This is a genomic window from Vreelandella boliviensis LC1 (assembly GCF_000236035.1).
GTDB classification, from domain to species: Bacteria; Pseudomonadota; Gammaproteobacteria; order Pseudomonadales; family Halomonadaceae; genus Vreelandella; species Vreelandella boliviensis.
In genome coordinates this window covers 1263551-1286425 of the sequence record NZ_JH393257.1, presented here as the reverse complement: position 1 = coordinate 1286425, position 22875 = coordinate 1263551, and the positions used below count along the sequence as shown (strand labels likewise).

Here is a 22875-nt window from a genome sequence, read left to right as displayed (position 1 = left end):
GAAAGCACCGTTGGCCATGAATTCATAAGGCGTCAAGTATACAATCCTAGGCAGATGGGTTATAGGCACGTATGCCAACAAGCCGCTTTAGGTAAGGAGAACAGTATGATTGTGGTAACAGGCGGTGCCGGTTTTATCGGGGCCAACATAGTTAAAGCATTGAACGCCCGCGGTCGAAACGATGTGTTGGTCGTTGATGATTTACGCGATGGTACCAAATTCGTCAATTTGGCCGACTGCACGCTGGCGGACTATCTCGATAAGGACGATTTCCTCGCCAGAGTAAAAGCTGCCCTGCGCGGTGAAAGTGTCGAACTACCTAAGATCGATGCTATTTTCCATGAAGGCGCCTGCTCGGATACCACCGAGTGGGATGGCCACTACATGATGGAGAATAACTTCGAATACTCCAAAGTGCTGCTTAATTACTGCGAGCAGCAGAGTATTCCTTTTTTATATGCCTCGTCAGCCGCCACCTATGGAGGCAGCGAGGTCTTCAAAGAGGTGCCCGAGTGCGAAAAGCCGCTTAACGTATACGGCTATTCCAAGCTGCTGTTTGATCAGCATGTGCGTTCGCGCTGGAGCGAGTTAACCACCCAAGTGGTGGGCTTTCGTTACTTTAATGTCTACGGCCCCCGTGAGCAGCATAAGGGCAAAATGGCCAGTGTGGCCTATCATAACCACCTGCAAATTCGTAATGGCGAAACGCTCAAGCTGTTTGGCGGCTATGACGGCTACGAGGCCGGTATGCAGAGCCGGGACTTTGTTTATGTCGGCGATGTGGTTGATGTGAACCTATGGTTTTTGGATCACCCTGATCAATCCGGCATTTTTAATCTTGGCACCGGTCGAGCTGAGCCTTTTAAAGCCATCGGCGAGGCGGTTATCGGCTTTTACGGTAAAGGTGAGATTGACTACATTGCCTTCCCCGAAGAACTCAAAGGACGCTATCAGAGCTATACCCGTGCCGATATTGGCCAGTTACGCAAGAGCGGCTGTGATATTGAGTTCAAAACCGTTGCTCAAGGGGTGAAGGCCTACTTGGAGTGGTTAAATGGCTAACTCAAATCAGCGCCTGCTGGTGATTGGCCCCTCTTGGGTGGGCGATATGGTCATGGCACAAAGCCTGTTTATGACTTTAAAAGCCCGTCAGCCAGGCGCGACGATAGGCGTGGTTGCCCCGGCGTGGTCTCAGCCTATTTTGGAGCGCATGCCTGAGGTGGATGAAGTGCTGCCGCTGGCAGTGGGTCACGGCGAATTTGGCTTGGCCAGCCGCCGTGAACTCGCCAACCGCCTGCGCGGACGTTTTGATCGCGCCATTGTACTACCACGTTCTTGGAAAGCTGCTTTGGTGCCCTTTATGGCGCGCATTCCCGAGCGTATAGGCTTTTTAGGCGAACACCGATATGGACTCCTCAAAGAGCGCCGCAAACTCGACAAACAGGTGCTGGATCAAACGGTAAAACGCTTTGTATCGCTTGGCCTACCCTTGGAAGAAGCGGCTAGCGGTGACTTTGCACTGCCCAAGCCGAGACTGCAGATTGACCGCGATAATTTGGTCAATTTACGGCTGACTCACTCGCTTTCATCGCGTTCTGCAATTGGCATGATGCCGGGCGCCGAGTACGGCCCTGCCAAGCAATGGCCGGTTAGTTATTTTCATACATTAGCCAAACGGCTGGTGGAAGAGGGTTTTGAAGTACGTGTACTAGGTGGGGCAAAGGATCACCCGGCGGGAGAGGAGATTACTCAGGGACTTTCCCATGCTCATAATTTGTGCGGTAAAACGCAGTTGGCAGATGCAGTTGATCTGCTGGCAGATTGTCGGCAGGTAGTCACTAATGACTCGGGATTAATGCATGTAGCCGCAGCGGTAGGCGTTCGTATCCATGCGCTATACGGCTCCTCATCGCCCGCCTACACGCCGCCATTGACCGATAACGCGGTCATCCATTACCTAGCGCTCTCCTGCTCTCCCTGCTTTCAGCGAACTTGCCCGTTGGAGCACACCAATTGCCTTAATCAACTCAGCGTTGAGCAAGTCTATCAACAGATACGAGCGGCTCAACAGTGGGAGAGTGTGATAGTTAATGGATGAGCTCAACTTCGTCTGCCATGTCCGCAGGCGTCTCTAATATTTGCTCTTGAGAGGGCTCTTGTGAAGGTTTTTGAGAGAGCTCATCGGGATCGCGCCGCTGAGGGGAGATGCCTTCCCAAAGGCGGTGCTGAAGCGCCGTCTCTTCCCGCAAGCGTTCATTGAGTACTTCGATGCCATGCGCCTCTACTAGCGTTCGGTTATTGCTGAAAAGTGAAGTACCCAATCCAGCACGGTCGCGTTCCAAATGAAAGCCCAGTGCATCTAACAGCGTGGGAAAAACATCCAGCATGGTAGCGTCTCGGCGAATACGCTGGGGCTCAATACCGTTACCCAGCATAATCAGCGTATTGTCGCGGTCTAATGCGGTCAGTTGATCCCACACTGAAACTCGCATCGTCAAATGGTCGCTGAGTATGACCACCAAGGTATTATCGAGAAGACCCTCGGACTCCAAGCGTTTAACCAAATCTCGGGCAAGCCACGCTGCGCATTCCACCGAGTAAAGAATATCTTGCCCATCAAATTCACCCTGGTTTTCGACGCAGGACTGAGAGGGGTATCCGTTAGGCGCATGACCTGCCAAATTCAGGCTAACCACGCCCCAGGGGCCGTTCTCTTGTTTGTCTAAGCGTCTGATCTCATCGGCGGTGATGTCATACAGAGTGTCGTCATACAGGCCCCAACTATTCACATACTCAGGATCCTCTAGAAGGGGCTCTAAATCTTCACGTCCCTTCACTGTATTGAATTGGTGGCCACGATAGAACAGTCCTTTACCCGCGAACTGCGTGCTAGCACCGCCTAGATAGCTTAGTTGGTAGCCCCGTGCAGCAAGGATGTCGCCAAGGCAATCGACGCCTGGGACAACCTTAGATAGGGGATCAAACTGGCTATCGTGGAGGAGACCTGCGGGCATCAATGGCACGCCGCACTGGCTGGCAATCATGCCGGCCATTGTCCAGCCTGTATTATTCATTTGGCGCACGCCCTCAAAGACGGCACCTCGTTCACCCAGTGCGTTGAGGTCGGCGTAGGCATCACCAAATAGCTCATTGGAGTAGGTGCGCTCAATGCTTTCCAGATACAGGATGAGTAAGTTAGGGGTGTCCCTTAGCTCCTCAACGGGGGGCGGCTTGTAGCGGCGATCAAGCCAGGCACCGTCATCGGTGACTATCGCCGCACTGCGTTGGCCTAGGCCATAAAGTAATGGGTTACTAGCCAACAACAAAATAGCAAAAAAGCGCTCGGCTAAACGCCATCGCTGGTCGTGGCGTGATAACCACGTCACGGCCGCGAGAATGCCGATCATTGTCAGCGTGTAGAGCACCGCGGACATCATTTTGCCTGCACCACCATGCTCTGCCATGCCTGCCTGGAGGTGAAAAAACACCGCACCCAAATCGACAATGCCAAAGCTGTCCGCCAAGTAAACATAAACACCCCAAAGACTTAACGGAACAAGCGACCAGGGCCACATTTTACGATAACGGGCGTTGACAGGCTTGCCCCAACGTAGCTTAACCCCCACTCCAATCCAAGCGGCGGCAACAAAAAATAGCGTCCACCAGGGCAGGCGGGTCATTACCGTGACGGTGTAACCCAGGCAGAGGCCGATTAGTATTATCGAACCAAATCTTACATTTGTCTTATTTAGCCTAGGAATCATGGTGTTCCTTTAAAAATGTGGAGCATACGTATAATGCCCACGAATCAATGTCCGTATAAATAATAAGAAATTTGAGCGGCTTGTGCCTTAGCTCCGTACATTTCATGCACTGTATTTATAGCTTCGGTTGATATTTTTTCTCTAAGCTCATTGTCGCTCATTAATAATTCTAGACAATCTATTGCTTCTTGAGTGGTATTGAATAAAAAGCCATTTTTCCCATTTTCTATCCAGTCAGTGTAGCCACCCCGATTTTCAGCAACTACAGGAACACCACAGGCCATTGCCTCAAATATGACACGACCAAATGTTTCAATATGGGCCCCGGTTCGATAATAAAAGATATCTAAGTTTTCTAAAAATAATTTTGCGTCAATAGCTCCGCTCTTTAATAGAGTTATATTTTCATGAGGCTCAATTTTATTGTTTAAAGAAGAAGCACCTTGTAGCATAACTTTAGCGTTATTATTAGCAAGCCAAGTATATATTCTTAAATCTTCAAGATTGTGTTTTTCCAGAGTGTCTCTACTCATTCGACCAACATGTATTTGTTTTTTAGCAGGCTTTCTATTAAAATTATTGAAATGATTTAAATCAATAGGAGAGGGGAAGATTTTAGCATCAATGTTTAATTCTTGCTTTTGGAAGTGTGAAATTAGCACATATTCTGTCGTCGGCCATTTTAACAAGAGAGGGCTTTTTTTCGTTAGCGCAATATGCTTTGGATGAAAAGTATTGTATATGTTAATCAGCCTTGAAGGTCGTGGTATAAAGTAAGGCCAAAACTTGTTTCTCCAATGGCAACCTACAAAAATATAGATTCCTCCATTAGGTTTTTTATCTTTTTTAAAAATGTCTATATGTTTTATATTGTTTTTTGACATCAGAGTTGGACAAGCACGTGAAGAGCTGGCCCATAATGAGATATGTGCATGCTTACTCAATATGGCTGCTAAGTTTAATGCTTCTTGCTCACTTCCTCCAAACTCTGTCCGGAAGCTATTGAAGATATGTATGTTTGGTTTTTTTTCTGTCTTGGGTTCAAAGTTTTTCACTAGAAAATGCGCTCTTGGTTATTAGCTTGAAATCGAGATCACTGAAAGATATAAAATATTTTTGCATAACTAGAAAAGAAATCAATTTTTCTCTGCCACTATCTTTGAATTTTTTAACATATTTATTTGCATTTTTTATAATTCTTTTTGCCTCATCTGGATTAGCAAGATAATAAATTATTTTTTCCTGTAAATCCGAGTAATCTTCATTTAATTCAACATAATGTTTGCCAGGTACTAGCGCGCCCTCCATGAACCAAGTTTCAAATTTTGGTTTTGTCATAAAGCAGATAGAGTTAGATGACATGATCCATTTTAAATTAGTAGCGACATCGTTCCCTTCAATGCTTAATATAAATTTATAATCAAGTTGTTCTTTGATGTTCATAAAAGGTTTATGTAAAGGTGACCCTATCATATTGTCACGCACATCTCCGACATCACAAAGTTGATGCCCATGATAAAGTTCAATAAAATACTGTCGATGAGGTTGGTGGCAAGCTCCTCGCCAAACAAGAAGATCTTTTTTAGCATCATAGTTTTTATTATCCTGGATAAAATTATAATGCCGTATCTTGTTTAGCTTTAATAGAATGGAGTTATCATTGTTTTCTACAATGGGCCTGCTTTTTACAAAAGCAGGATTTTTAGGCACTATTTGAATATCACCAGGTAGATAGTCAAATAAAAGGTTATCGTCGAAGTAAGATAATAGCTCCTTCATATCTACGTAATACGACCAAGCATGATCTTTTTTAAAACTTCCAACTTTATATTGTGGTATATAATTTGAGTCGTTTTTAATGCTAGATTTGTTATAGTAAGCGACTCGCTTATCGATATCTTCTTTTTGAGACGTTGTGGCAGTCAAATAGTGCTTAGTGTAAAGCTTTCGCATCTCAAAACGCGAAAATTTTTTAGGCTTTAGTAACACATTAATCAATGTAAAATATGGTTTTGCTTTGCGCATGTTTTTTTGTAGCCGCTGAGTATCTATCATCGGTTTGGTCTATTCAATATTTTCGATTTGAAAAAAGCCAAATGGCGTTACCTTGATGTTATGCTGAATTGAAAGCTCAAACTTTTTTCTGTTGATACTTTCATTTTCTCTAGAGGCCTCTTGATGAAAGAGGTGAATAATAAAGCTATTCAATTTTCCATCTTTGCGATAGATGCCATTGTTGATCAATCTCACTATTAGGTCACTATCCTCAAGGCCCCAACCTATAAAATCATTGTTAAAGCCATTAACTGATAAAAAGTCTTCACGCCATAAACCTAAGTTACAAGTTACGGCACCCTGCCAGCGTTTCGGTCTTTTATATCGAAACTTAGTGGCAGGTAGTTTTATTATGGGATGAATTCTTTTTACTTTGCCTAACAACCAAAGCTTAACAATGGATGCTCTTGTGAAAAAAGTAAAAGGATGCTGACTATTTAAAAGTTTTTCAGAATACGTTTTTTTTAACTTTACCCTAGAGCCGGGGATAAAGAAGCCTTTTTCAGAGAGAGCAGCATGATCACTGATAAAGTGAGAGTGAAGAATGCAGTCCCCATCAATAAATATAATGTAATCGCCACTGCTTTTAGCGACCGCTCTGTTTCTTATAGCTGCCGCACGAAATCCCTTATCCTTCTGCCAAACATGTATGATAGGCGTATGGGATAATTTTTGTATATTCGCAATAGTAGTTTTAGTAGTTGACTCAGACCCATCATCGGCGACAATCACTTCATAGTTATCGTATGACTGACGTGTTGCACTTAAAAGAACTAGTTTCAGCGCGTCAGGCCAATTATACGTAGTGATAATTAAACTGACTTTCATTGGATATACCCACTTTTATTTTTTTGATAGACTTTAGCGTACTTGAAAAAAACACCAATAGTGTCACCCACTGAAATAACGAAACCACGCCACCCCGACAGAAAGCCTAATTTTAGTAAATATGAGCGCAAAAATGCAAAACAAGTCTTCAATATAATAATTGGAAATGAATAAAGCTTTGCTTTGTTTGAGTTGGCATAGATTTCAGAATACAACTGTGCTTTATCTAATATTTGTTTCAAGTCTGTAATGGCAGTATGTTGGAGCTTTCCAGATAGTTTTATTTTACATGAGTCTGAGTGAAGAGCTACTTTCTCATGCACTTGGCTTTTGGTAAAACTATGTTTTTCTTTATTGTAAATTCTTATTAAAATGTCGTTTCCCCAGCCGTTGGTTTTGATGGGTTTACCACAGAAGAAATTCTCCCGGTGGATTTCAACGACGCAGTTGTCATCCTTTGGATGCCAATCTGCTATGTTATTGATCAATGCTTGATCAGGGGTTTCGTCACAGTCCAGCGAAAAAATCCATGCAGTTTCTGCGTGGCTGGCTGCCACATTTTTGGTAATCCCAAAACCGAAGAAAGCACCTTGAACTAGCTGAACGTTAGCGTATTCATTGACTATTAATAAAGTACGGTCTTCTGAACCATTGTCATAAACAATCACTTTTTTAAATGAGGAGAGAGCGTCTAACGTATCACCAATAGTGGCCTCTCCATTTTTAACTATCAAGACAGGTGTTACATGACTTATTTTCATAGCTATACCTATATCTAATAAACGTTAGGTCTTTTGTTCATGTGATAGCTTTTTTTTAAAAACCGTTAGCAAAGACCCTAATTCGTATACCCTGTCTTTATTGAATGAATTGCCGAGCCTACTTTTAACTTTTCTAATGAGCGAGCCAGTCGATCCAGATTGTTTGCCTTCCATTTACCTGGTGCGCGCAACCGGCAGCGGTCAAAGTCAATCAGCCATGGGGTGTCGCTGGAGTCGACCAAAATATTACGTGCATTTAAATCAACATGGTCCAAGCCTACTTGATGAAAGCGCTTAATCATCAACCCTACTTGCTGCAATAGCGTTTCGTTCACCGAGTCCTTAATCAGCCGTTCGGCTAGCGCTTGCGCACCTTCTATGCGAACAGTGATTATCGCTGCCTCATAGCAAAAACCGTAGCGGGTAACACAGCTCGCGACCGGGCGCGGTACAGGTAACCCTTGTTCAAAAAGTGCGCTAGTTAATCGAAGTTCGCGAAATGCTCGAGTACGTTCAGCGCCGGCCCATAAGTAGCGTTTTTCACTGATTTTAGCCACCATGCCACCACGACGATAAGCCCTCAACGCCCATTGCTCTTTAGGTGTTGCCTGCAAGAAAAGGCTATTACCTCGCCCAGGGGCTTCGCCTACAATTAATCCACGTTCACGCCAGTAATCACTAGTGAATAGATCTGGATCCATTTGGTGTGTTCCCGGCACGTCACATAAACTGTCTACATCATGTAAAATCAGCCAATTTTTCTTCCGGAGTGCCGCTAAGCGCATGAAGCCCTCTCTGCCTGTTCAGCCTAACCACATTGCCATTTTGCGCCTCTCCGCCCTTGGAGACGTGTGCAATCTCGTGCCTACGGTACGGGCGTTGCAGCGCCAGTGGCCCGATGCGCGCATTACCTGGATTATCGGCAAGGGGGAGCACAGTCTACTGGCGGGGCTTTCCGGGGTCGAGTTCGTTGTTTACGACAAGGCGACCGGTATTGCCGGTATGCGCGCGTTGTGGCGCCAGCTTGCTGATACGCGTTTCGATGTGTTGCTACACATGCAGCAAGCCATCCGTGCCAGCGTATTGTCGCTCGGGCTGAAGGCTAACGTACGTGTGGGCTATGACAAGGCTCGCGCCAAAGATGCTCAACACTGGTTCACCCAGCATCAGCTCGCGCCGCACCCCAATGCCCATGTGTTGGAGTCCTTTATGGACTTCGCCCGGGTGCTCGGAATAGAAGATGACCGCTTAACGTGGGATTTGCCTGTGTCATATACGGCACGGAATGAAGCACAGGTCATCAGCGGTGAGGCGCCCTACTTAGTTATTAACCCGTGCAGTAACATACGCCTGCGTAATTTTCGCAACTGGTCGGTGGAGGGTTACGCTAGCGTTATTGAACACGCTTGGGTACAGCACGGTCTTAAAAGCGTATTGACCGGTAGCGGAAGTGCCTTGGAGCGGGAGATAGGCGATCAAATCGAAGCGCTTTGCCAGCCTGCAAGCGTGATTAACGCGATTGGGGGCACCTCTTTGAAAGGGGTATTAGCGCTAATTGATCAAGCGCGTGCTGTGATTGCACCGGATACCGGGCCAATCCATATGGCCAATGCCATGGGAACGCCCGCTCTGGGTCTTTATGCATCCACCAATCCCCAGCGTGCCGCGCCCTATTTGTGGCGTGATTTTGCAGTTAACGCATACCCCGAGGCGGTGCGTACTTATCTGCATAAATCGGTAGACGAAGTGAGCTGGGGCCAGCGAGTGCGCCACCCCAACGCCATGATGCTGATTAAAGCAGACGAAGTCATTGTCAAGCTGGATGCGTTGCTTTCGCATACCGCTTCAACCTCCAGCGCAGGGAGCACCGATGAAAATTGATTTAACCGCCTTAGAACATGCCCGGGTGCTAGTGGTCGGCGATGTAATGCTCGATCGCTACTGGCATGGCGGTACCTCGCGCATTTCCCCAGAGGCACCTGTGCCGGTGGTGCGCGTGGAAGATGTCGAAGATCGCCCTGGCGGGGCGGCTAACGTGGCATTGAATATTACCTCCCTCGGCGGATATGCGGTGCTGGCGGGCGTGATCGGAGTCGATGAGAACGCGCAGATTCTACAAGCCAGCTTGACTGCCTCTGGTGTAAGTACTTACTTTCAGTGTAACGCTGAGATACCCACGATCACTAAACTGCGTGTGATGAGTCGCAACCAGCAGCTGTTGCGTCTGGATTTTGAGCAGCGTTTGGACAGTGTCGAGACCAGTGAGTTAGTGTCCCAGGTAGAAAAGGCGCTCCCCGACTGCGATGTAGTCATTCTTTCCGACTACGGTAAAGGCACCCTAAATCAGGTGGAAAACCTGATTGCCAAGGCGCGAGCACACGGCAAGCGCGTGCTGATCGATCCGAAAGGGCATGATTTCAGCAAATATCGTGGGGCAAGTTTAATCACCCCCAATCTCGCTGAGTTTGAAGCCGTGGTTGGCCCCTGTGCGACGGATGCGGAGCTATCTAGCCGGGGCGAAGCGCTGCGCGCTGAGCTTGAGTTGGAAGCGCTATTGATCACGCGCAGCGAAAAAGGCATGACGCTTATTCGCGAAGGGCACGCGCCGCTGCACTTACCTACCCGCGCTCAAGAAGTTTTCGATGTGACAGGGGCGGGCGATACCGTTATTGGCCTAATGGGATTAGCGCTAGCGTCAGGTCATGCTTTTCCTGAAGCGATGATGTTGGCTAATTTGGGGGCTGGGTTGGTAGTGGCCAAACCGGGCACGGCCACGCTTTCCATCGCCGAGCTCTACACTGCGCTACACGGCGATAAGTTAGCCGAGTTTGGGGTAATTGAGCCTGCTGTGCTGATAGAGGCTGTAAGAGCAGCCCAGCTACGCGGTGAGCGGGTGGTAATGACCAACGGCTGCTTTGATATTTTGCATGCTGGCCACGTCGCGTACCTGGAGCAGGCCAAACGCTTGGGCGACCGTTTGATAGTCGCGGTTAACGATGACGCCTCCATTGGTCGCTTAAAAGGGCCTAAGCGGCCGATTAATGCCTTAAACCGTCGTATGCAGGTATTGGCGGGGTTAGGCGCTGTCGATTGGGTCGTGCCGTTTAGTGACGATACCCCCCAGGCGCTAATCGAAGCTGTGCTTCCTGATATTTTGGTCAAAGGTGGCGACTACCGCCCGGAAAATATCGCCGGGGGCGCGGCGGTTATGGCCAATGGTGGTAACGTTAAAGTACTGGGTTTTGAAGATGGCGTTTCGACCTCGGCGATGATTAGTTCAATTTTAGATCGCGAGCGCTAATGGCTTTACCCACTTGGCCTCGGCTTGCCTATTCGGCGGCGCTGTATGCGCTCTCACCGTTAATTGGTTGGCGTATCTGGCGTGAGCAAGTGCCCACTTACTCGCGTTTTCAGCGGCTGGGTTTAAGCCTTCAGCCGCTTCCTCCCGCGCCGCGCATTTGGCTGCACTGTGCATCGGTGGGAGAAGTGCGCGCCGCTCGTCCGCTGATTGAGGGGCTATTAGAATGTTATCCATCGCATAGCCTGCTGCTCACCACCATGACCGCGACGGGTGCCCAGCAAACTCAAGCGCTCATTAGCGAGCAACCAACCGTCGATGCAACAAGGCTTGCCCACCGTTTCCTGCCACTGGACTTTCCTGGCGCTGCCAAACGCTTTGTACGTAGCGTTCAACCTGAACTCGCGATTCTGTTTGAAACCGAGCTATGGCCCAACTTGATCCACGCCTGTCACCAGCAGGGGATTCCCATGGCAGTGGTCAATGGGCGTTTATCGCCTCGTGCCTTTAAGCGTTACCAACGCCTACGCCCGCTGATGGCCTGCACGCTCGCCGAGATTAGCTGGCTAGCTGCAAAATCACAGGCAGACGCCGAACGCTTTAACACCCTCGGCTGCAGCACGGATATCACTAGCATAGTCGGATCGTTAAAATTTGAGCTAGTCACTTCAAGCATGGCAATAAAAGAGAGTGAGCGCTTACTTCAAAAGTGGAAGGGGCGTCCGGTTTGGGTGGCTGGCTCCTCCCGGGAAGGCGAAGAAGCGCTACTGCTTAAGGCCCATCGCCAACTGCTGCAAAGTTACCCTGATGCGCTGCTTGTGCTGGTGCCACGTCACCCCCAGCGCTTTGATGAGGTAGCAAAGCTTTGCCAAACAGAAGGCTGGACACTTAGCCGCCGCAGCCAACAGCAGCCCGTGACGGCGCAAACCCAGGTTTACCTAGGGGATACGCTCGGTGAGCTGGCTATGCTTTATGCGGCAGGCCATGTGGCCTTTGTGGGGGGCAGTCTAGTGCCGTTGGGCGGGCACAATGTGCTTGAGCCAGCTTCGTTAGGCCGACCTGTACTCAGCGGCCTTTCCATTGAAAACTTTGCCGATGTGGCCGAGCCGCTGAAAAGCGTTGGCGCCCTGACCTTGATCGATAGCCCTGACGCCTTGGCAGAAGTTTTGGCGGGCTACTTTGCTGCTCCAGAGCGGACTAAAAAGGCCGGGCAAGCAGGGCGCGAGGTGATTAAGGCACAAAAAGGCGCACTGTCCCGCACCCTGGCAGGGTTGGCATCGCTACTACCCCGTTAACGCTGTGTCGCTAAGTGAAGAGCTGTTATGTCAACGCTATTCGCTCCACGCCATCTTCTTTGCCCAGCAGCAGAACATCGGCGCCGCGGGCGGCAAACAGACCATTGGTAACAACACCTACGATAGCGTTGATGCGCGCTTCCATAGCCACCGGGTCTGCAATCATAAATTCAAAGCAGTCGATAATTTGGTTGCCGTTGTCGGTCACCACCCCTTGGCGGTAGACAGGCTCAGCCCCTAGCACTACCAACTCACGGGCGACATAGGAGCGCGCCATGGGGATGACTTCTACCGGCAGCGGAAAATTACCTAACTGAGACACGTACTTTGAGCCATCGGCAATGCAGATAAAACGCTTAGCACAGGCAGCCACAATCTTTTCGCGGGTAAGCGCGGCGCCACCGCCTTTAATCATATGTAAGTGAGCATTTACTTCGTCTGCACCGTCTATATAAAAAGGCACTGTGCCAACGTCATTGAGCTCAAACACCTCAATGCCCAGTCTCTCAAGACGCTCGGCGCTCGCCTTAGAACTCGCTACCGCGCCTTTAAAACGGTCGCGCAACGGCCCTAGACGATCGATAAACAGGTTAGCCGTGGAGCCGGTGCCAATGCCTAAAACAGTGTCTTTTTCTAGCTGAGACGCAATTTCTTTAATCGCGGCGTCCGCCACGGCGGCCTTCAATTCATCCTGGTTCATAGTAAGCCTTGTGGGTCAGAGATAAGTTAGTGGCGCTAGTATAGCGACCTAGTCGTTGCCTGCCGATGGTAATGCAGCTAGTCGTTTTTCGGTTTGGTTTATCTGCGTGTCTAGCATGTTGCTGCCGCATAGCGCTAAAGCTGAGCGTTCGGCTGCTTATAAAGGTTGTTTGTTGATGGGCATCAAGGTGTACACGGACAATTTTAAGTAGTGTGTTGGCCCAGATAAGCTCAGAGGATAACGATGGATCTAGCCACTATAGTCGGCATGGTCGGTGCCATAGCAATGGTAACTGGGGCGATTTCTCTCGGCGCTTCTCCGATGATCTTCCTTAACCCAATCAGTCTGCTGATTGTGGTGGGAGGAAGTCTAATGGTAGTGCTCTCCCAGCTGCGCTTCTCTGAATGCCGCATGGCACTGCATGCCGTGAGCCGAGCATTTAAACACAGCCTCCCCGATACGGCTTCTACCATCGAAGAGGTGTTGGAGATCTCTAAGCTGGCACGCAAGAGAGGCTTGCTATCATTGGAGGATTTTGAGGCCAGTTCCCGCTATCTCAAGCAGGGTTTGCAGATGCTTGCCGATGGGTTTTCAGCAGAGACGGTTAAGGAAGTACTTGATAAAGAGCGCCTGATGACCCTGGACCGCAATCAGGCCGGGGCCAGGGCCTTCACCATGCTCAATGAAGTGGCGCCCGCCATGGGCATGATCGGTACCCTCATCGGTCTGGTGCAGATGCTTGCTAACATGGATGATCCCTCTTCCATCGGCCCTGCGATGGCAGTGGCCTTGCTGACAACACTCTATGGGGTGTTGATCGCTAACGTGATTGCCAAGCCGATAGCCGAGAAGCTGGAAACGCGAATGCATCAGCAGGAAAAGCTACAAGCGCTATGGACGGATGCGCTGCTGGTGATTCAGGAAGATAAGAATCCTCGAATTGTCGAGCAGATGCTGCTGGCCTACTTGCCAGATGAAGTACGAGATCGTCGTAATGTTAAAGAAGTCAAGCCAGCTAAGGCAACGTCTAGTGAAGAGCCCAATGGCTAAGCGAGGCCGAAGGAGCGGGCTGATTCCTCCCTGGATGGTCACTTATGCTGACCTGATGTCGCTGCTGCTCTGCTTCTTTGTATTGCTGCTCTCGTTTGCTGAGATTGATCTGATTCGATTCAAGCAGCTGGCTGGCGAGATGTCGGAAGCATTTGGGGTGCAGCGCCAAGTGCCAGCGGAAGTGATTCCCATGGGCACAAGTGCGGTCTTCGACCGTTTCTCACCGGCTGAACCGGAACCCACCTTACGTGATGAGGTGCGTCAGTCGACAATGGCTGAACAAACTCGCCACGCTACTTATCGCCAGCAGTTTCAGAAACAGGTCGAGCATCTGCTTGATCAGTGGCATCTCAAGGTCAATGATGCGCTACGTGCTGCCATCGACGAAGGTGGCGTGCGGGTAGAGCGGCACGGCTTTAACGTATTGATTCGCATTGATGAGCAAGGCTATTTCCCATCGGGTTCCGCTGAAGTTACAGATGACTTTGCTGAATTGCTGCAAATGCTCTCCGTGACGTTAGCAGAGATGCCGGGCGACATTGCCATTGATGGCTATACCGATGATGTGCCCATTCGCAGCTCCCGCTTTCGCAGCAACTGGGACCTCTCGGCCATGCGTTCGGCCACGGTAGCAAATATTCTTCTGGATAATGATGAGTTAGAATCTGGCCGACTGACAGTGATAGGTCACGCTGATACTCGTCCGCTGGGACCCAATGACTCTGAGGCGGCGAGGGCGAGTAACCGCCGCGTGGAGATCACTTTGCAGCTTGGTGAGGCGGTGGAGCGTGAAGTGCTTGCTGCTGCCATGCCACCACCTTCCGAGGATTAGACTGTAGAGACCCCTAGACGTCATTATCACGCAATGTCCTAAGTACTAGTGAGTGGTAATGACGGTAGGCAGTATCTCATTGAGAAACGGAAAGTCTGTCAGTTTCCTAGACGGCGCTATACGTAATCTGCTACCAATAAAAGCTTTGTACGTTCACGTTCTTCCCTTGGGATACCCGCATGCTAGAAGCAACCGTCAAAAAGATCCTCCAAGCCCGCGTTTATGAAGCCGCTTGTGAGACCCCGATTTCCCCTGCACCCTTTTTGTCGCGTCGTTTCAACAACCAGATTTTGATTAAGCGCGAAGATCTACAGCCGGTGTTTTCGTTCAAAATTCGTGGCGCCTATAACAAAATGGCGCAGTTATCGCAGGAGCAGAAAGATAAAGGCGTGATTGCCGCTTCCGCCGGTAACCATGCTCAAGGGCTGGCCATGGCCGCTAAGCTGATGGGCGTCAAAGCTGTCATTGTTATGCCGCGGATCACGCCGGATATCAAAGTACAGGCGGTGCGCGCCCGGGGCGCTAAGGTCATCCTCAAAGGAGACGCCTTCGCCGCTGCTGCCGAGCATGCTCAGGAATTGATTAAAGAGCACGGCTACACTTATATTCCGCCATTTGACGATATCGATGTGGTGGCCGGTCAAGGCACCATCGGCGTGGAAATTTTACGTCAACATGCTGGGCGCTTAGACGCCATCTTCGTGCCGGTCGGTGGCGGTGGACTAATCGCAGGTGTGGCCGCCTATGTGAAGTACCTGCGCCCGGATATCAAAGTGATTGGTGTCGAAGCCGAGGACAGCGCCTGCCTTAAAGCCGCATTAGAGGCGGGTGAGCGGGTAGTGCTCGATCAAGTGGGCGTATTTGCCGAAGGCGTTGCGGTCGCGCAAATTGGCGAGGTGCCGTTTTCGCTAGTGAAAGACCTTATCGACGGCGTTATTACCGTCAATACCGATGAAATCTGCGCAGCGGTGAAAGATATTTTTGAGGATACCCGCGCGGTGGCGGAAACCTCCGGTGCGTTATCTCTGGCGGGACTGAAAAAATATATCCAGCAGTCCGGCGCTGAAGGCGAGACGCTGCTGTGCATTAACTCTGGCGCCAATACCAATTTTGATCGCCTACAGCACATTGCCGAACGCACGGAGCTAGGCGAGCAGCGTGAAGCGATTCTGGCGGTGACCATCGCCGAGAAACCCGGCAGTTTTAAAAAGTTTTGCCGCACGCTAGGCAAGCGCATGGTGACCGAATTTAGCTATCGCTACGCTGACAGCGGCGAAGCGCATATTTATGTGGGCGTACAAGTGAAGCCCGGCGGTGAAGACCGTCAGGCAGTGATCGACAAGCTGCGTGAAGGTGGCTACCAAGTGGAAGACCTGACCGAAAATGAGTTGGCGAAGCTGCATATACGTCACCTAAGCGGCGGTCGCCCAAGCGAACATTTTGAAGAAGAAGTATACCGTTTTGAGTTCCCCGAGCGCCCAGGCGCGCTGATGAACTTTTTGACGCAATTACCTCACGATTGGAATATCTCGCTATTTCATTATCGCAACCATGGCGCTGCCTATGGTCGAGTGTTGGTGGGTATGCAAGTGCCTAACGGTGACCGCACTCATGTGGCTGAGTATTTAGACGCAATCGGCTACCGTTACTGGCGCGAGAGCGATAATCCTGCCTACCGATTGTTTATGGCTTAGTGTTGCACAGCGGTGAGGGTATAGGTGTGAGTAAATAGCTGTGGGTAAGTGGTTGCTTACCTTGAACGTAAGAGCTGCTAGTAACATAACGTAACTTAATCCTCAGAAATGAGGTTAAAAAATGCCGCTAAACCAGTTGTCAGCGATAGCCATATAGCCCTATAGTCGTGAGTGAAATTAATCAAGTTTGCCACCCTTTTAAAACAGTAAAGGGTGGTTGATTTAACACATTCGGCAACGGCAAAGGTGTTGGAGAAGCGGCATGCGGCGGAAAAAGCCTGATATGGTAATGGCGTTGATGGTGGTGTTTGCATTAGGGGTGCTTGCTACCGGCTATGCACAGGCGTTGTCAGGAAGCTAATCCTTGCAAGTTAGCCCCTGCAAGTTAACACCTACAATGGCAGCAACAACGCTTTCAACTGTAAGGTGACAGATATCAGATACCATATGGAAGGGGCTGATCCTTTAGCAGGTCAGCCCTTTTTCTTGGGCAGCTTATTATTGGCGGCGTACGCAACCTAGGTCACTGACCACCACCTGTAAAGGCACATCCCATGGCTCTACGGGTAGAGACGCCACCTGCTGGCAGGCATGGGCGACGCCAATCAAGGTAGGCGACGGGCCTGGGCGATGCATAAACGCCAAGCTGCGGTCATAAAATCCCCCCCCCATGCCCATGCGGTTAGCGTTGGCATCAAACCCTACTACCGGCACAATCAGCGTATCTAGCGCCCAGGTCGGCAGCCGATTGCGCCGCTGGGCGCTGAATCGCACGTCAGGCTCCCAAATGCCGAAACGGTTTTTCACCATTGGGGTGTCAGGGCGGTAGGCAACAAACCAGAGGTGGTTAACGCTAAACGGACGTAAAACCGGTAGGTAAATATCGATGTTACGCTGAAGCAGCCAGGGAAGTAGTGGGGTAGGATCAATTTCACCGTTGACGGGCAGATAGAGGCTTAAGCGTCGCGCTCGGCGGATTTCAGGCAGGGTTTTCAATTGCTGGCACAAGCGCTGGGCCGCAAGGCGCTGCTGATGCTGAGAAAGGGCTCGGCGTTGATGACGTAAAAAGCGGCGTAGCGCGCGCTTATCGTCATCCAGATGGAGGCTTTCCATTCGTATGTTCTCTTATACCGAGGGTGTTCTCCAGAGTGCCGCTGTCATTCTGGCCCTGAACCTACTGGTTCAGGTGGGTGGCCGCAGCCAGACCGTCAGGCTTTCCGACGCACGGACATGCACACGGGTCTGGCTAGCATTTGGCCCCCTGGGTATTACGCATAGGCTCGAGGGACTATAACGACTGGCGTACACCCCAGAGAACCTCGCCATCCTAACAGAGCGACGGCTAATGCCAAAGGTCTGGGTTAAACGTTCGCAGAGCTTTTAGGCCGTTCACAGCGCTTTTAGACAATACCTAGGACTGGCGTGTTTTGGCCAATGCTTGCTCAAGGCGATCATTTAATCGGTTCAGGTTCTCTTCACCGGCACGGTGTTCATCCATGGCTTCAAGAAGTTCGTGGGCGATATTGAGGGCCGCCATGATCGCCACACGCTCACTCCCCAGCACGCTGCTTTGGGCATTGATGCCCTGCATGGCGCGGTCTAAGTAGCGCGCGGCGCGGTCAAGTTTGGCTTCTTCGCCCGTGTCGCAGGCAATGATATAGCCGCGCCCTAACAGGGTTATTTCTTTGGTTGGCCGCTTGGCGTTGCTCATCAAAGACTCCAGCACGGGCCAGCAAGGGGCCCAATGCGTTAACATCACAGCATAGGAATAGGTGTCGCTCACTATAAGAGAGGCGCTTGTGCGCGGTCAACGCGCAGATATCTCGGTTACACATATTATCCAAGGAGCACGTGGGCAGGTTGAAGCGAGGGTCTTTCGCCCAGGGATGGCTAAAGTAGCGCCCAGGGATGGTTTCACAGCGCCCTCGCGGAAACCTGCCCTCGTGCCGAACCCTAGATGTGCCATACACCCAGTGAATACGAGGTTATTAACGACTATGTCATTGATTGATGAGCGTCAGGACTTCTCTGATGTGGCGGATGTTTTTCTTCTGCATGGCAGCATGCAGTCCCCGGCTTTTTTGGATGGCCGCTTATGTGCACTGTTGGCGCTTCGGGATGTGAATGCAGAGGCTTGGTTGGACGAAGTCTGCCAGAGCCTTGGCGTCGAGCAGCCCCGCGATCAAGCCAGTGCCGAGCGGCTATTAGGCTGGCGGCGGCAAACCGTGGAGGCGCTCAGCGCCAGCGACCTGGATTATACGCCGCTGTTACCTGATGAACTGTTTTCATTGGGCGAGCAGGCGCAGGGCCTTAAAGAGTGGACGCTGGGCTTTATTGAGGTAGTCGATGAAGTTGCCGACAACGAGCTGCGCGAGCGTTGGTCCCAGGCGCTCCGTGAGGCGATTGATGACTTGCAGGCGCTAGGGCGTATCGATGCCGATATCGACGATAGCCCCGAAAATGAAAACGATCTGTTTGCGCTTACCGAGCATGCCCGCATGGCCGCTATGCTGCTGTATACCGAGCAACACCCTGGGATGCCGCAAGTCGAACAAACCGACGCGCCCGTTCATTAATCGCCTCTGCCTGAACCACTATGCTAGGAGCCTCAATGCGGCCCGAAATGTTACCTCCCCCCCCTGCGATCAGCGTGGCCGAGTATCGCCACCGCCGTGACGCCTTAATGGCCCAGCTGCCGGAAAACGCAGCAGTGGTGCTTCCCGGTGCCGGGTTGATGACCCGTTCACGGGATAGTGAGTTTGCCTTCCGACAGAACAGCGATTTTTACTACCTGACGGGCATTCGAGAACCGGATGCGCTACTGGTGCTGCTACCTGGGCGCGCTGAAGGTGAAAGCGTGGTGTTCTGTCAGAATCGTGACCCCACCATGGAAGCGTGGACGGGGCGCCGCTTGGGCGCCGAAGGCGTGGTAGCTGAATACGGCATCAATCAGGCGTTTGAAAACGCAGTACGCGATGAGTGGCTGCCCGAATTGTTGGCAGGTCGCGAGCTGCTTTATCTGCCGCTAGACAATGCCGAAGCCGTCAGCATGGCTGAAGATGCTTTACAAGAAGCCCAGGCCGGGCTCAGACGTGGTCGGCCGCCGCTAAAAGGTTGGCTAGACATCAGCCCGTTGATTCACGCCATGCGGCTAATCAAAAGCGACGCTGAAATTGCCTTGCTCCGCCATGCGGCGCTGATATCTGCCCATGCTCACCGGCGCGCCATGCAGGTGTCGCGCCCAGGGCTGAACGAATTTCAGCTCCAGGCTGAGTTAGAGCATGAGTTTGTCTGGCATGGGGCCAGTGGCCCTGCCTACAGTACGATTGTGGGTAGCGGTGCCAACGCCTGCATACTGCACTATATTGAAAACAGCGCACCGCTGTGTGAAGACGGCTTGGTGCTAATCGATGCGGGTGCCGAGTTTGAGTTATATGCCGGTGACATCACTCGCACACTCCCGGTGTCTGGGCGGTTTAATGACGCCCAACGAGCGCTCTACCAAGTGGTGCTCAACGCCCAGCAGCGCGCTGTTAGTGCCGTCCTGCCGGGTGCCACCCTTGCTGATATCCACCAGGGCGTGGTGCACGACTTAACTGCCGGGCTGATTGAGCTTGGCCTGCTGGAGGGCGAAGTTCAAGCGCGCATCGATGACGAGAGTTATCGACGCTTTTACCTGCACTCAACGTCACACTGGTTGGGGTTGGATGTACACGATGTCGGCACCTACCGGTTGGATGAACAAACACCTCGGCCACTGGCCGCAGGCATGGTGCTCACTGTAGAGCCTGGCCTGTATATTCCCAGTGATGACGATATTCCTGACGCTTATCAGGGTATGGGTATTCGTATTGAAGACAATGTAGTCGTTACTAAAGAGGGTCATGAAGTACTGACCGCAGACGTACCTAAACAGGTCGTCGAAATCGAAGCATTGATGGCTAAAAAGTAACCAGCCATAAATATTTGCAATAGCCTTTATGTAAATTACGTTACGAAATTATCATTACCTCTTTTATGAAGCGGCGTCGTGGTCGGGAGAAGCCAATGCAGCAGTCTAATCAGGCGATTAAGGGAGCGCTGACGCATGACATTGTGATTGTGGGCGGAGGACTGGTAGGCGCCAGCTTAGGCTGCGCCCTGGCGCCGCTGATTGAGCGCTATGGCTGGCGTGTGGCGATCATTGAGTCGGCGCCTATTGCTGATCAGCCGCAGGAAAATGTCTGGCAGCCTAGTTTTGATGCCCGGGCCAGCGCGATTGCGGAAGGTTCAGCCCAGCGCTTCCAGCAGTTGGGTGTGTGGGAAGCGATGCGCGGTGAGGCCACGCCTATCAAGCGCATTCATATTAGTGAGCGCGGCCGCTTAGGAGCGACACGGCTGAGTGCTAACGAGCTGGGCGTCGCAGCGTTGGGCCATGTAATCCCCAATGCCTGGATGGGTCGTGTGCTGCACCAACGGCTTACCCAGCTGCCGCTGGAGTGGCACTGCCCGGCGAAGGTTGAGCGGCTAACCCCCGTGGCTAATGGGCATGATCTGCAACTCTCAGACGGTAGCCAGTTGACGGCAGGGCTAACGATATTGGCAGACGGAGGGCGCTCTGGGCTGAAAGAGCAATTAGGTATTGGCAGCCGCCATGAATCTTACCAGCAGACGGCGCTTATCGCTCACGTAGGGGTGAGCCAGCCCCATCGTGGGGTCGCTTACGAGCGTTTTACCTCCCAAGGGCCAATGGCCTTATTGCCCCTGCCCGGCCAGGCCATGGAGCTAATCTGGACGCACCCCAGTGGTAGCGAAACAGCACGCATGGAGCTTCCAGAGCGTGAGTTTCTGCTGCAACTTCAGCGTGCCTTTGGTGATCGGGTAGGTCGCTTTACCCGGGTAGGCACCCGACACGCCTATCCACTTTCACTGGTTACCGCTGAAGAACCGGTGCGCCCAGGACTGGCGGTATTAGGTAACGCTGCCCACGCTTTGCACCCGGTTGCGGGGCAGGGGTTTAACTTAGCCCTGCGTGGGGTAATGGATCTGGTCGAAGCACTGGAGCAGGGTGAGCAGGCCAAGCGACCATTGGGCGATATGATAACGCTGCAATCTTTTGAAAAGCAGCGCTCCCGAGATCGCGCCAACGTGATCCGCTTTAGCGACGGCCTAGTGCGGCTGTTTGGGCTCTCCTTTCCGCTGTTGCCCCATGCCCGCGCAGCGGGGTTAATCGGCCTGAATCTGGTTGGGCCGCTACGGCGAGGGCTGGCTCGTCGCGCCATGGGGTTAGAACGCTAGGCTATTTATAAGCAATAGCTGCGCTCGCTGACTTTTCAGACGAAGCCTCGGATCACCCAAAGCTCACTTGCTCTACTTAAGAGGTTTTTTCTATGCATACGGACTCATCTATTGCAAAGCCGCCGGTGGAATGCTTTGAGGCGATCATTGTTGGTGGCGGCATGGTCGGTACCGCGCTCTGTGCGCTGTTAGCCCAGGCGGGCATGCAGGTGGCACTTGTTGAGGCAAAGGCCGCGCCTTTAAGCATTGAACATGCCAGTAGCAAGTTGCCAGCCCCGCGGGTCAGTGCGTTAACGCCGGTCTCTCAACGCTTGCTAACCCATTTGGGCGCTTGGCCCGCCATGCAGAAAACCCGGGTAACCCCCTACCGAGGCATGCAGGTATGGGATGCCGAAGGGAGTGGTGAAATTGCCTTTTCCGCCGACGAGGCGGGTGTAGCAGTGTTGGGCCATATTGTTGAGAACGAGGTTACACTGGCCGCACTCAATAGACAGGTCGTTGACCATCCCAATGTCACCACGTTTTTTGGCGCTCGCCTTCAGGCGCTGCAGCGCACCAGCGCTAACCCTTCAAAGCAAGCCTCGCGTGGCGACTGGCTGATACTTGACGATGGGCGCCAGCTACACGCGCCGTTAATAATCGCTGCAGATGGCGCCCACTCGGTGCTGCGCGAAATGGCCGGTATTGAGGTGGCCAGCGACGATATGCAGCAGGAGGCCGTGGTGACCACCGTTAAGTGCGCCAAGCCCCATGGTGGAGCGGCACGGCAAGCATTTATCGATGGCCGACCACTGGCATTCCTGCCTTTAACCATGGAAGGTAATGATCATTACTGCTCAATCGTATGGTCGACCACACCGGAGCACGCCGCTGAGCTTAGTGAATTGCCTCGAGAAGCGCTTGGTGAGGCGTTGGGGAAAGCGTTTGACCACCGCTTAGGTGAGGTAACGGTCTGCGATAAGGCCCATCGCTTTCCTTTAGTGCAGCGCCATGCTCGCCAATATGTGCAGCCGCATTTCGCACTGGTGGGGGATGCTGCCCACAGCATACATCCGCTGGCGGGCCAGGGCGTCAATTTAGGACTCATGGATGCGGCGGTCTTGGCAGAAGAGGTGGTGCATGCCTGGCAGCGCGGCGCTCCTTGGGGAGAACTAAGCACCTTGAGGCGCTATGAGCGTCGGCGGCGCTTTGATAACAGCGCCATGCTGGGGCTCATGAAGGGCTTTAAAGTGCTGTTTGGCAGCCACGACCCGGCTTTGACGCTGGCGCGTAATTTGGGAATGAGTGGTATGAACCAGTTGGTGCCATTGAAGCGGGTATT

21 protein-coding genes and 1 other RNA gene are annotated in these 22875 nt (G+C 51.5%); 12 read left to right on the top strand and 10 right to left on the bottom strand.

Annotation, left to right across the window (positions count from 1 at the left end; all coding sequences use genetic code 11):
• The first annotated feature begins 105 nt into the window (after positions 1-105).
• Positions 106-1062: an ADP-glyceromanno-heptose 6-epimerase gene (gene rfaD, locus KUC_RS05675; RefSeq protein ID WP_007112178.1), complete on the top strand. Its 957-nt coding sequence runs from the start codon at positions 106-108 to the stop codon at positions 1060-1062.
• Positions 1055-2098 (top strand): lipopolysaccharide heptosyltransferase II, encoded by a 1044-nt coding sequence (gene waaF / locus KUC_RS05670; RefSeq protein WP_007112177.1) that lies wholly within the window; start codon positions 1055-1057, stop codon positions 2096-2098. Before rfaD ends, waaF begins: the two co-directional genes overlap by 8 nt.
• Here waaF and KUC_RS05665 read toward each other — a convergent pair.
• From KUC_RS05665 to KUC_RS05640, 6 genes are all read right to left on the bottom strand, one after another.
• A complete protein-coding gene (locus KUC_RS05665; protein WP_040479644.1) occupies positions 2088-3764 on the bottom strand; it encodes a sulfatase-like hydrolase/transferase in 1677 nt (558 codons plus the stop codon). The genes waaF and KUC_RS05665 overlap by 11 nt on opposite strands.
• A gap of 44 nt (positions 3765-3808) precedes the next feature.
• On the bottom strand, positions 3809-4819 hold the full coding sequence (locus KUC_RS05660; RefSeq protein ID WP_007112175.1) for a glycosyltransferase family 4 protein: 1011 nt from the start codon (positions 4817-4819) through the stop codon (positions 3809-3811).
• The gene (locus KUC_RS05655; protein ID WP_007112174.1) at positions 4806-5819 is read right to left on the bottom strand and encodes a glycosyl transferase family 90; all 1014 of its coding nucleotides are present in this window, start codon (positions 5817-5819) and stop codon (positions 4806-4808) included. The genes KUC_RS05660 and KUC_RS05655 overlap by 14 nt, the downstream gene beginning before the upstream one ends.
• A 9-nt stretch (positions 5820-5828) precedes the next feature.
• Entirely contained in the window at positions 5829-6647 is an 819-nt protein-coding gene (locus tag KUC_RS05650; protein WP_007112173.1) for a glycosyltransferase family 2 protein, read from the bottom strand.
• Positions 6644-7408, bottom strand: a complete 765-nt coding sequence (locus KUC_RS05645) for a glycosyltransferase family 2 protein (RefSeq protein WP_007112172.1) — start codon at positions 7406-7408, stop codon at positions 6644-6646. Before KUC_RS05645 ends, KUC_RS05650 begins: the two co-directional genes overlap by 4 nt.
• Before the next feature lie 77 nt (positions 7409-7485).
• Positions 7486-8193: a 3-deoxy-D-manno-octulosonic acid kinase gene (locus KUC_RS05640; RefSeq protein WP_040479641.1), complete on the bottom strand. Its 708-nt coding sequence runs from the start codon at positions 8191-8193 to the stop codon at positions 7486-7488.
• On the opposite strand from KUC_RS05640, the gene KUC_RS05635 reads away from it, so the two are divergent.
• Genes KUC_RS05635 through waaA form a run of 3 tightly spaced genes read left to right on the top strand, consistent with a single transcriptional unit; the run spans position 8192 to position 12001 of the window.
• Positions 8192-9289: a glycosyltransferase family 9 protein gene (locus KUC_RS05635; protein WP_007112170.1), complete on the top strand. Its 1098-nt coding sequence runs from the start codon at positions 8192-8194 to the stop codon at positions 9287-9289. The genes KUC_RS05640 and KUC_RS05635 overlap by 2 nt on opposite strands.
• Positions 9279-10709 (top strand): bifunctional D-glycero-beta-D-manno-heptose-7-phosphate kinase/D-glycero-beta-D-manno-heptose 1-phosphate adenylyltransferase HldE, encoded by a 1431-nt coding sequence (gene hldE, locus KUC_RS05630; protein ID WP_007112169.1) that lies wholly within the window; start codon positions 9279-9281, stop codon positions 10707-10709. The genes KUC_RS05635 and hldE overlap by 11 nt, the downstream gene beginning before the upstream one ends.
• Entirely contained in the window at positions 10709-12001 is a 1293-nt protein-coding gene (gene waaA / locus KUC_RS05625; RefSeq protein WP_007112168.1) for a lipid IV(A) 3-deoxy-D-manno-octulosonic acid transferase, read from the top strand. The genes hldE and waaA overlap by 1 nt, the downstream gene beginning before the upstream one ends.
• A gap of 25 nt (positions 12002-12026) precedes the next feature.
• Here waaA and rpiA read toward each other — a convergent pair whose 3' ends face one another.
• Positions 12027-12701, bottom strand: a complete 675-nt coding sequence (gene rpiA, locus KUC_RS05620) for a ribose-5-phosphate isomerase RpiA (RefSeq protein WP_007112167.1) — start codon at positions 12699-12701, stop codon at positions 12027-12029.
• Positions 12702-12944: 243 nt separating this feature from the next.
• On the opposite strand from rpiA, the gene KUC_RS05615 reads away from it, so the two are divergent.
• From KUC_RS05615 to ilvA, 3 genes are all read left to right on the top strand, one after another.
• The gene (locus KUC_RS05615; protein WP_040479637.1) at positions 12945-13751 is read left to right on the top strand and encodes a MotA/TolQ/ExbB proton channel family protein; all 807 of its coding nucleotides are present in this window, start codon (positions 12945-12947) and stop codon (positions 13749-13751) included.
• Positions 13744-14583: a MotB family protein gene (locus KUC_RS05610; RefSeq protein WP_040479627.1), complete on the top strand. Its 840-nt coding sequence runs from the start codon at positions 13744-13746 to the stop codon at positions 14581-14583. The genes KUC_RS05615 and KUC_RS05610 overlap by 8 nt, the downstream gene beginning before the upstream one ends.
• A gap of 179 nt (positions 14584-14762) precedes the next feature.
• The gene (gene ilvA / locus KUC_RS05605) at positions 14763-16277 is read left to right on the top strand and encodes a threonine ammonia-lyase, biosynthetic (RefSeq protein WP_007112163.1); all 1515 of its coding nucleotides are present in this window, start codon (positions 14763-14765) and stop codon (positions 16275-16277) included.
• 498 nt (positions 16278-16775) lie between these two features.
• Here ilvA and KUC_RS05600 read toward each other — a convergent pair whose 3' ends face one another.
• The 3 genes from KUC_RS05600 to KUC_RS05595 all read right to left on the bottom strand — a co-directional run bounded on the left by KUC_RS05600 (position 16776) and on the right by KUC_RS05595 (position 17988).
• On the bottom strand, positions 16776-17390 hold the full coding sequence (locus tag KUC_RS05600) for a 5-formyltetrahydrofolate cyclo-ligase (RefSeq protein ID WP_007112162.1): 615 nt from the start codon (positions 17388-17390) through the stop codon (positions 16776-16778).
• 23 nt (positions 17391-17413) lie between these two features.
• A non-coding RNA gene (gene ssrS, locus KUC_RS19265) (6S RNA) lies at positions 17414-17596 on the bottom strand.
• A gap of 92 nt (positions 17597-17688) precedes the next feature.
• A complete protein-coding gene (locus tag KUC_RS05595; protein WP_040479624.1) occupies positions 17689-17988 on the bottom strand; it encodes a cell division protein ZapA in 300 nt (99 codons plus the stop codon).
• 286 nt (positions 17989-18274) lie between these two features.
• On the opposite strand from KUC_RS05595, the gene KUC_RS05590 reads away from it, so the two are divergent.
• The 4 genes from KUC_RS05590 to KUC_RS05575 all read left to right on the top strand — a co-directional run.
• Positions 18275-18853 carry a UPF0149 family protein gene (locus KUC_RS05590; protein WP_007112160.1) on the top strand — a complete coding sequence of 193 codons (579 nt, stop codon included), beginning with the start codon at positions 18275-18277 and terminating at the stop codon, positions 18851-18853.
• Positions 18854-18888: 35 nt separating this feature from the next.
• Positions 18889-20229: a Xaa-Pro aminopeptidase gene (gene pepP, locus KUC_RS05585; protein ID WP_040479621.1), complete on the top strand. Its 1341-nt coding sequence runs from the start codon at positions 18889-18891 to the stop codon at positions 20227-20229.
• A gap of 95 nt (positions 20230-20324) precedes the next feature.
• The gene (ubiH, locus tag KUC_RS05580; protein ID WP_007112158.1) at positions 20325-21554 is read left to right on the top strand and encodes a 2-octaprenyl-6-methoxyphenyl hydroxylase; all 1230 of its coding nucleotides are present in this window, start codon (positions 20325-20327) and stop codon (positions 21552-21554) included.
• A 92-nt stretch (positions 21555-21646) separates the two neighbouring features.
• Positions 21647-22875: UbiH/UbiF/VisC/COQ6 family ubiquinone biosynthesis hydroxylase (locus KUC_RS05575; RefSeq protein ID WP_040480298.1), on the top strand; the 1229-nt coding region annotated here is incomplete at its 3' end.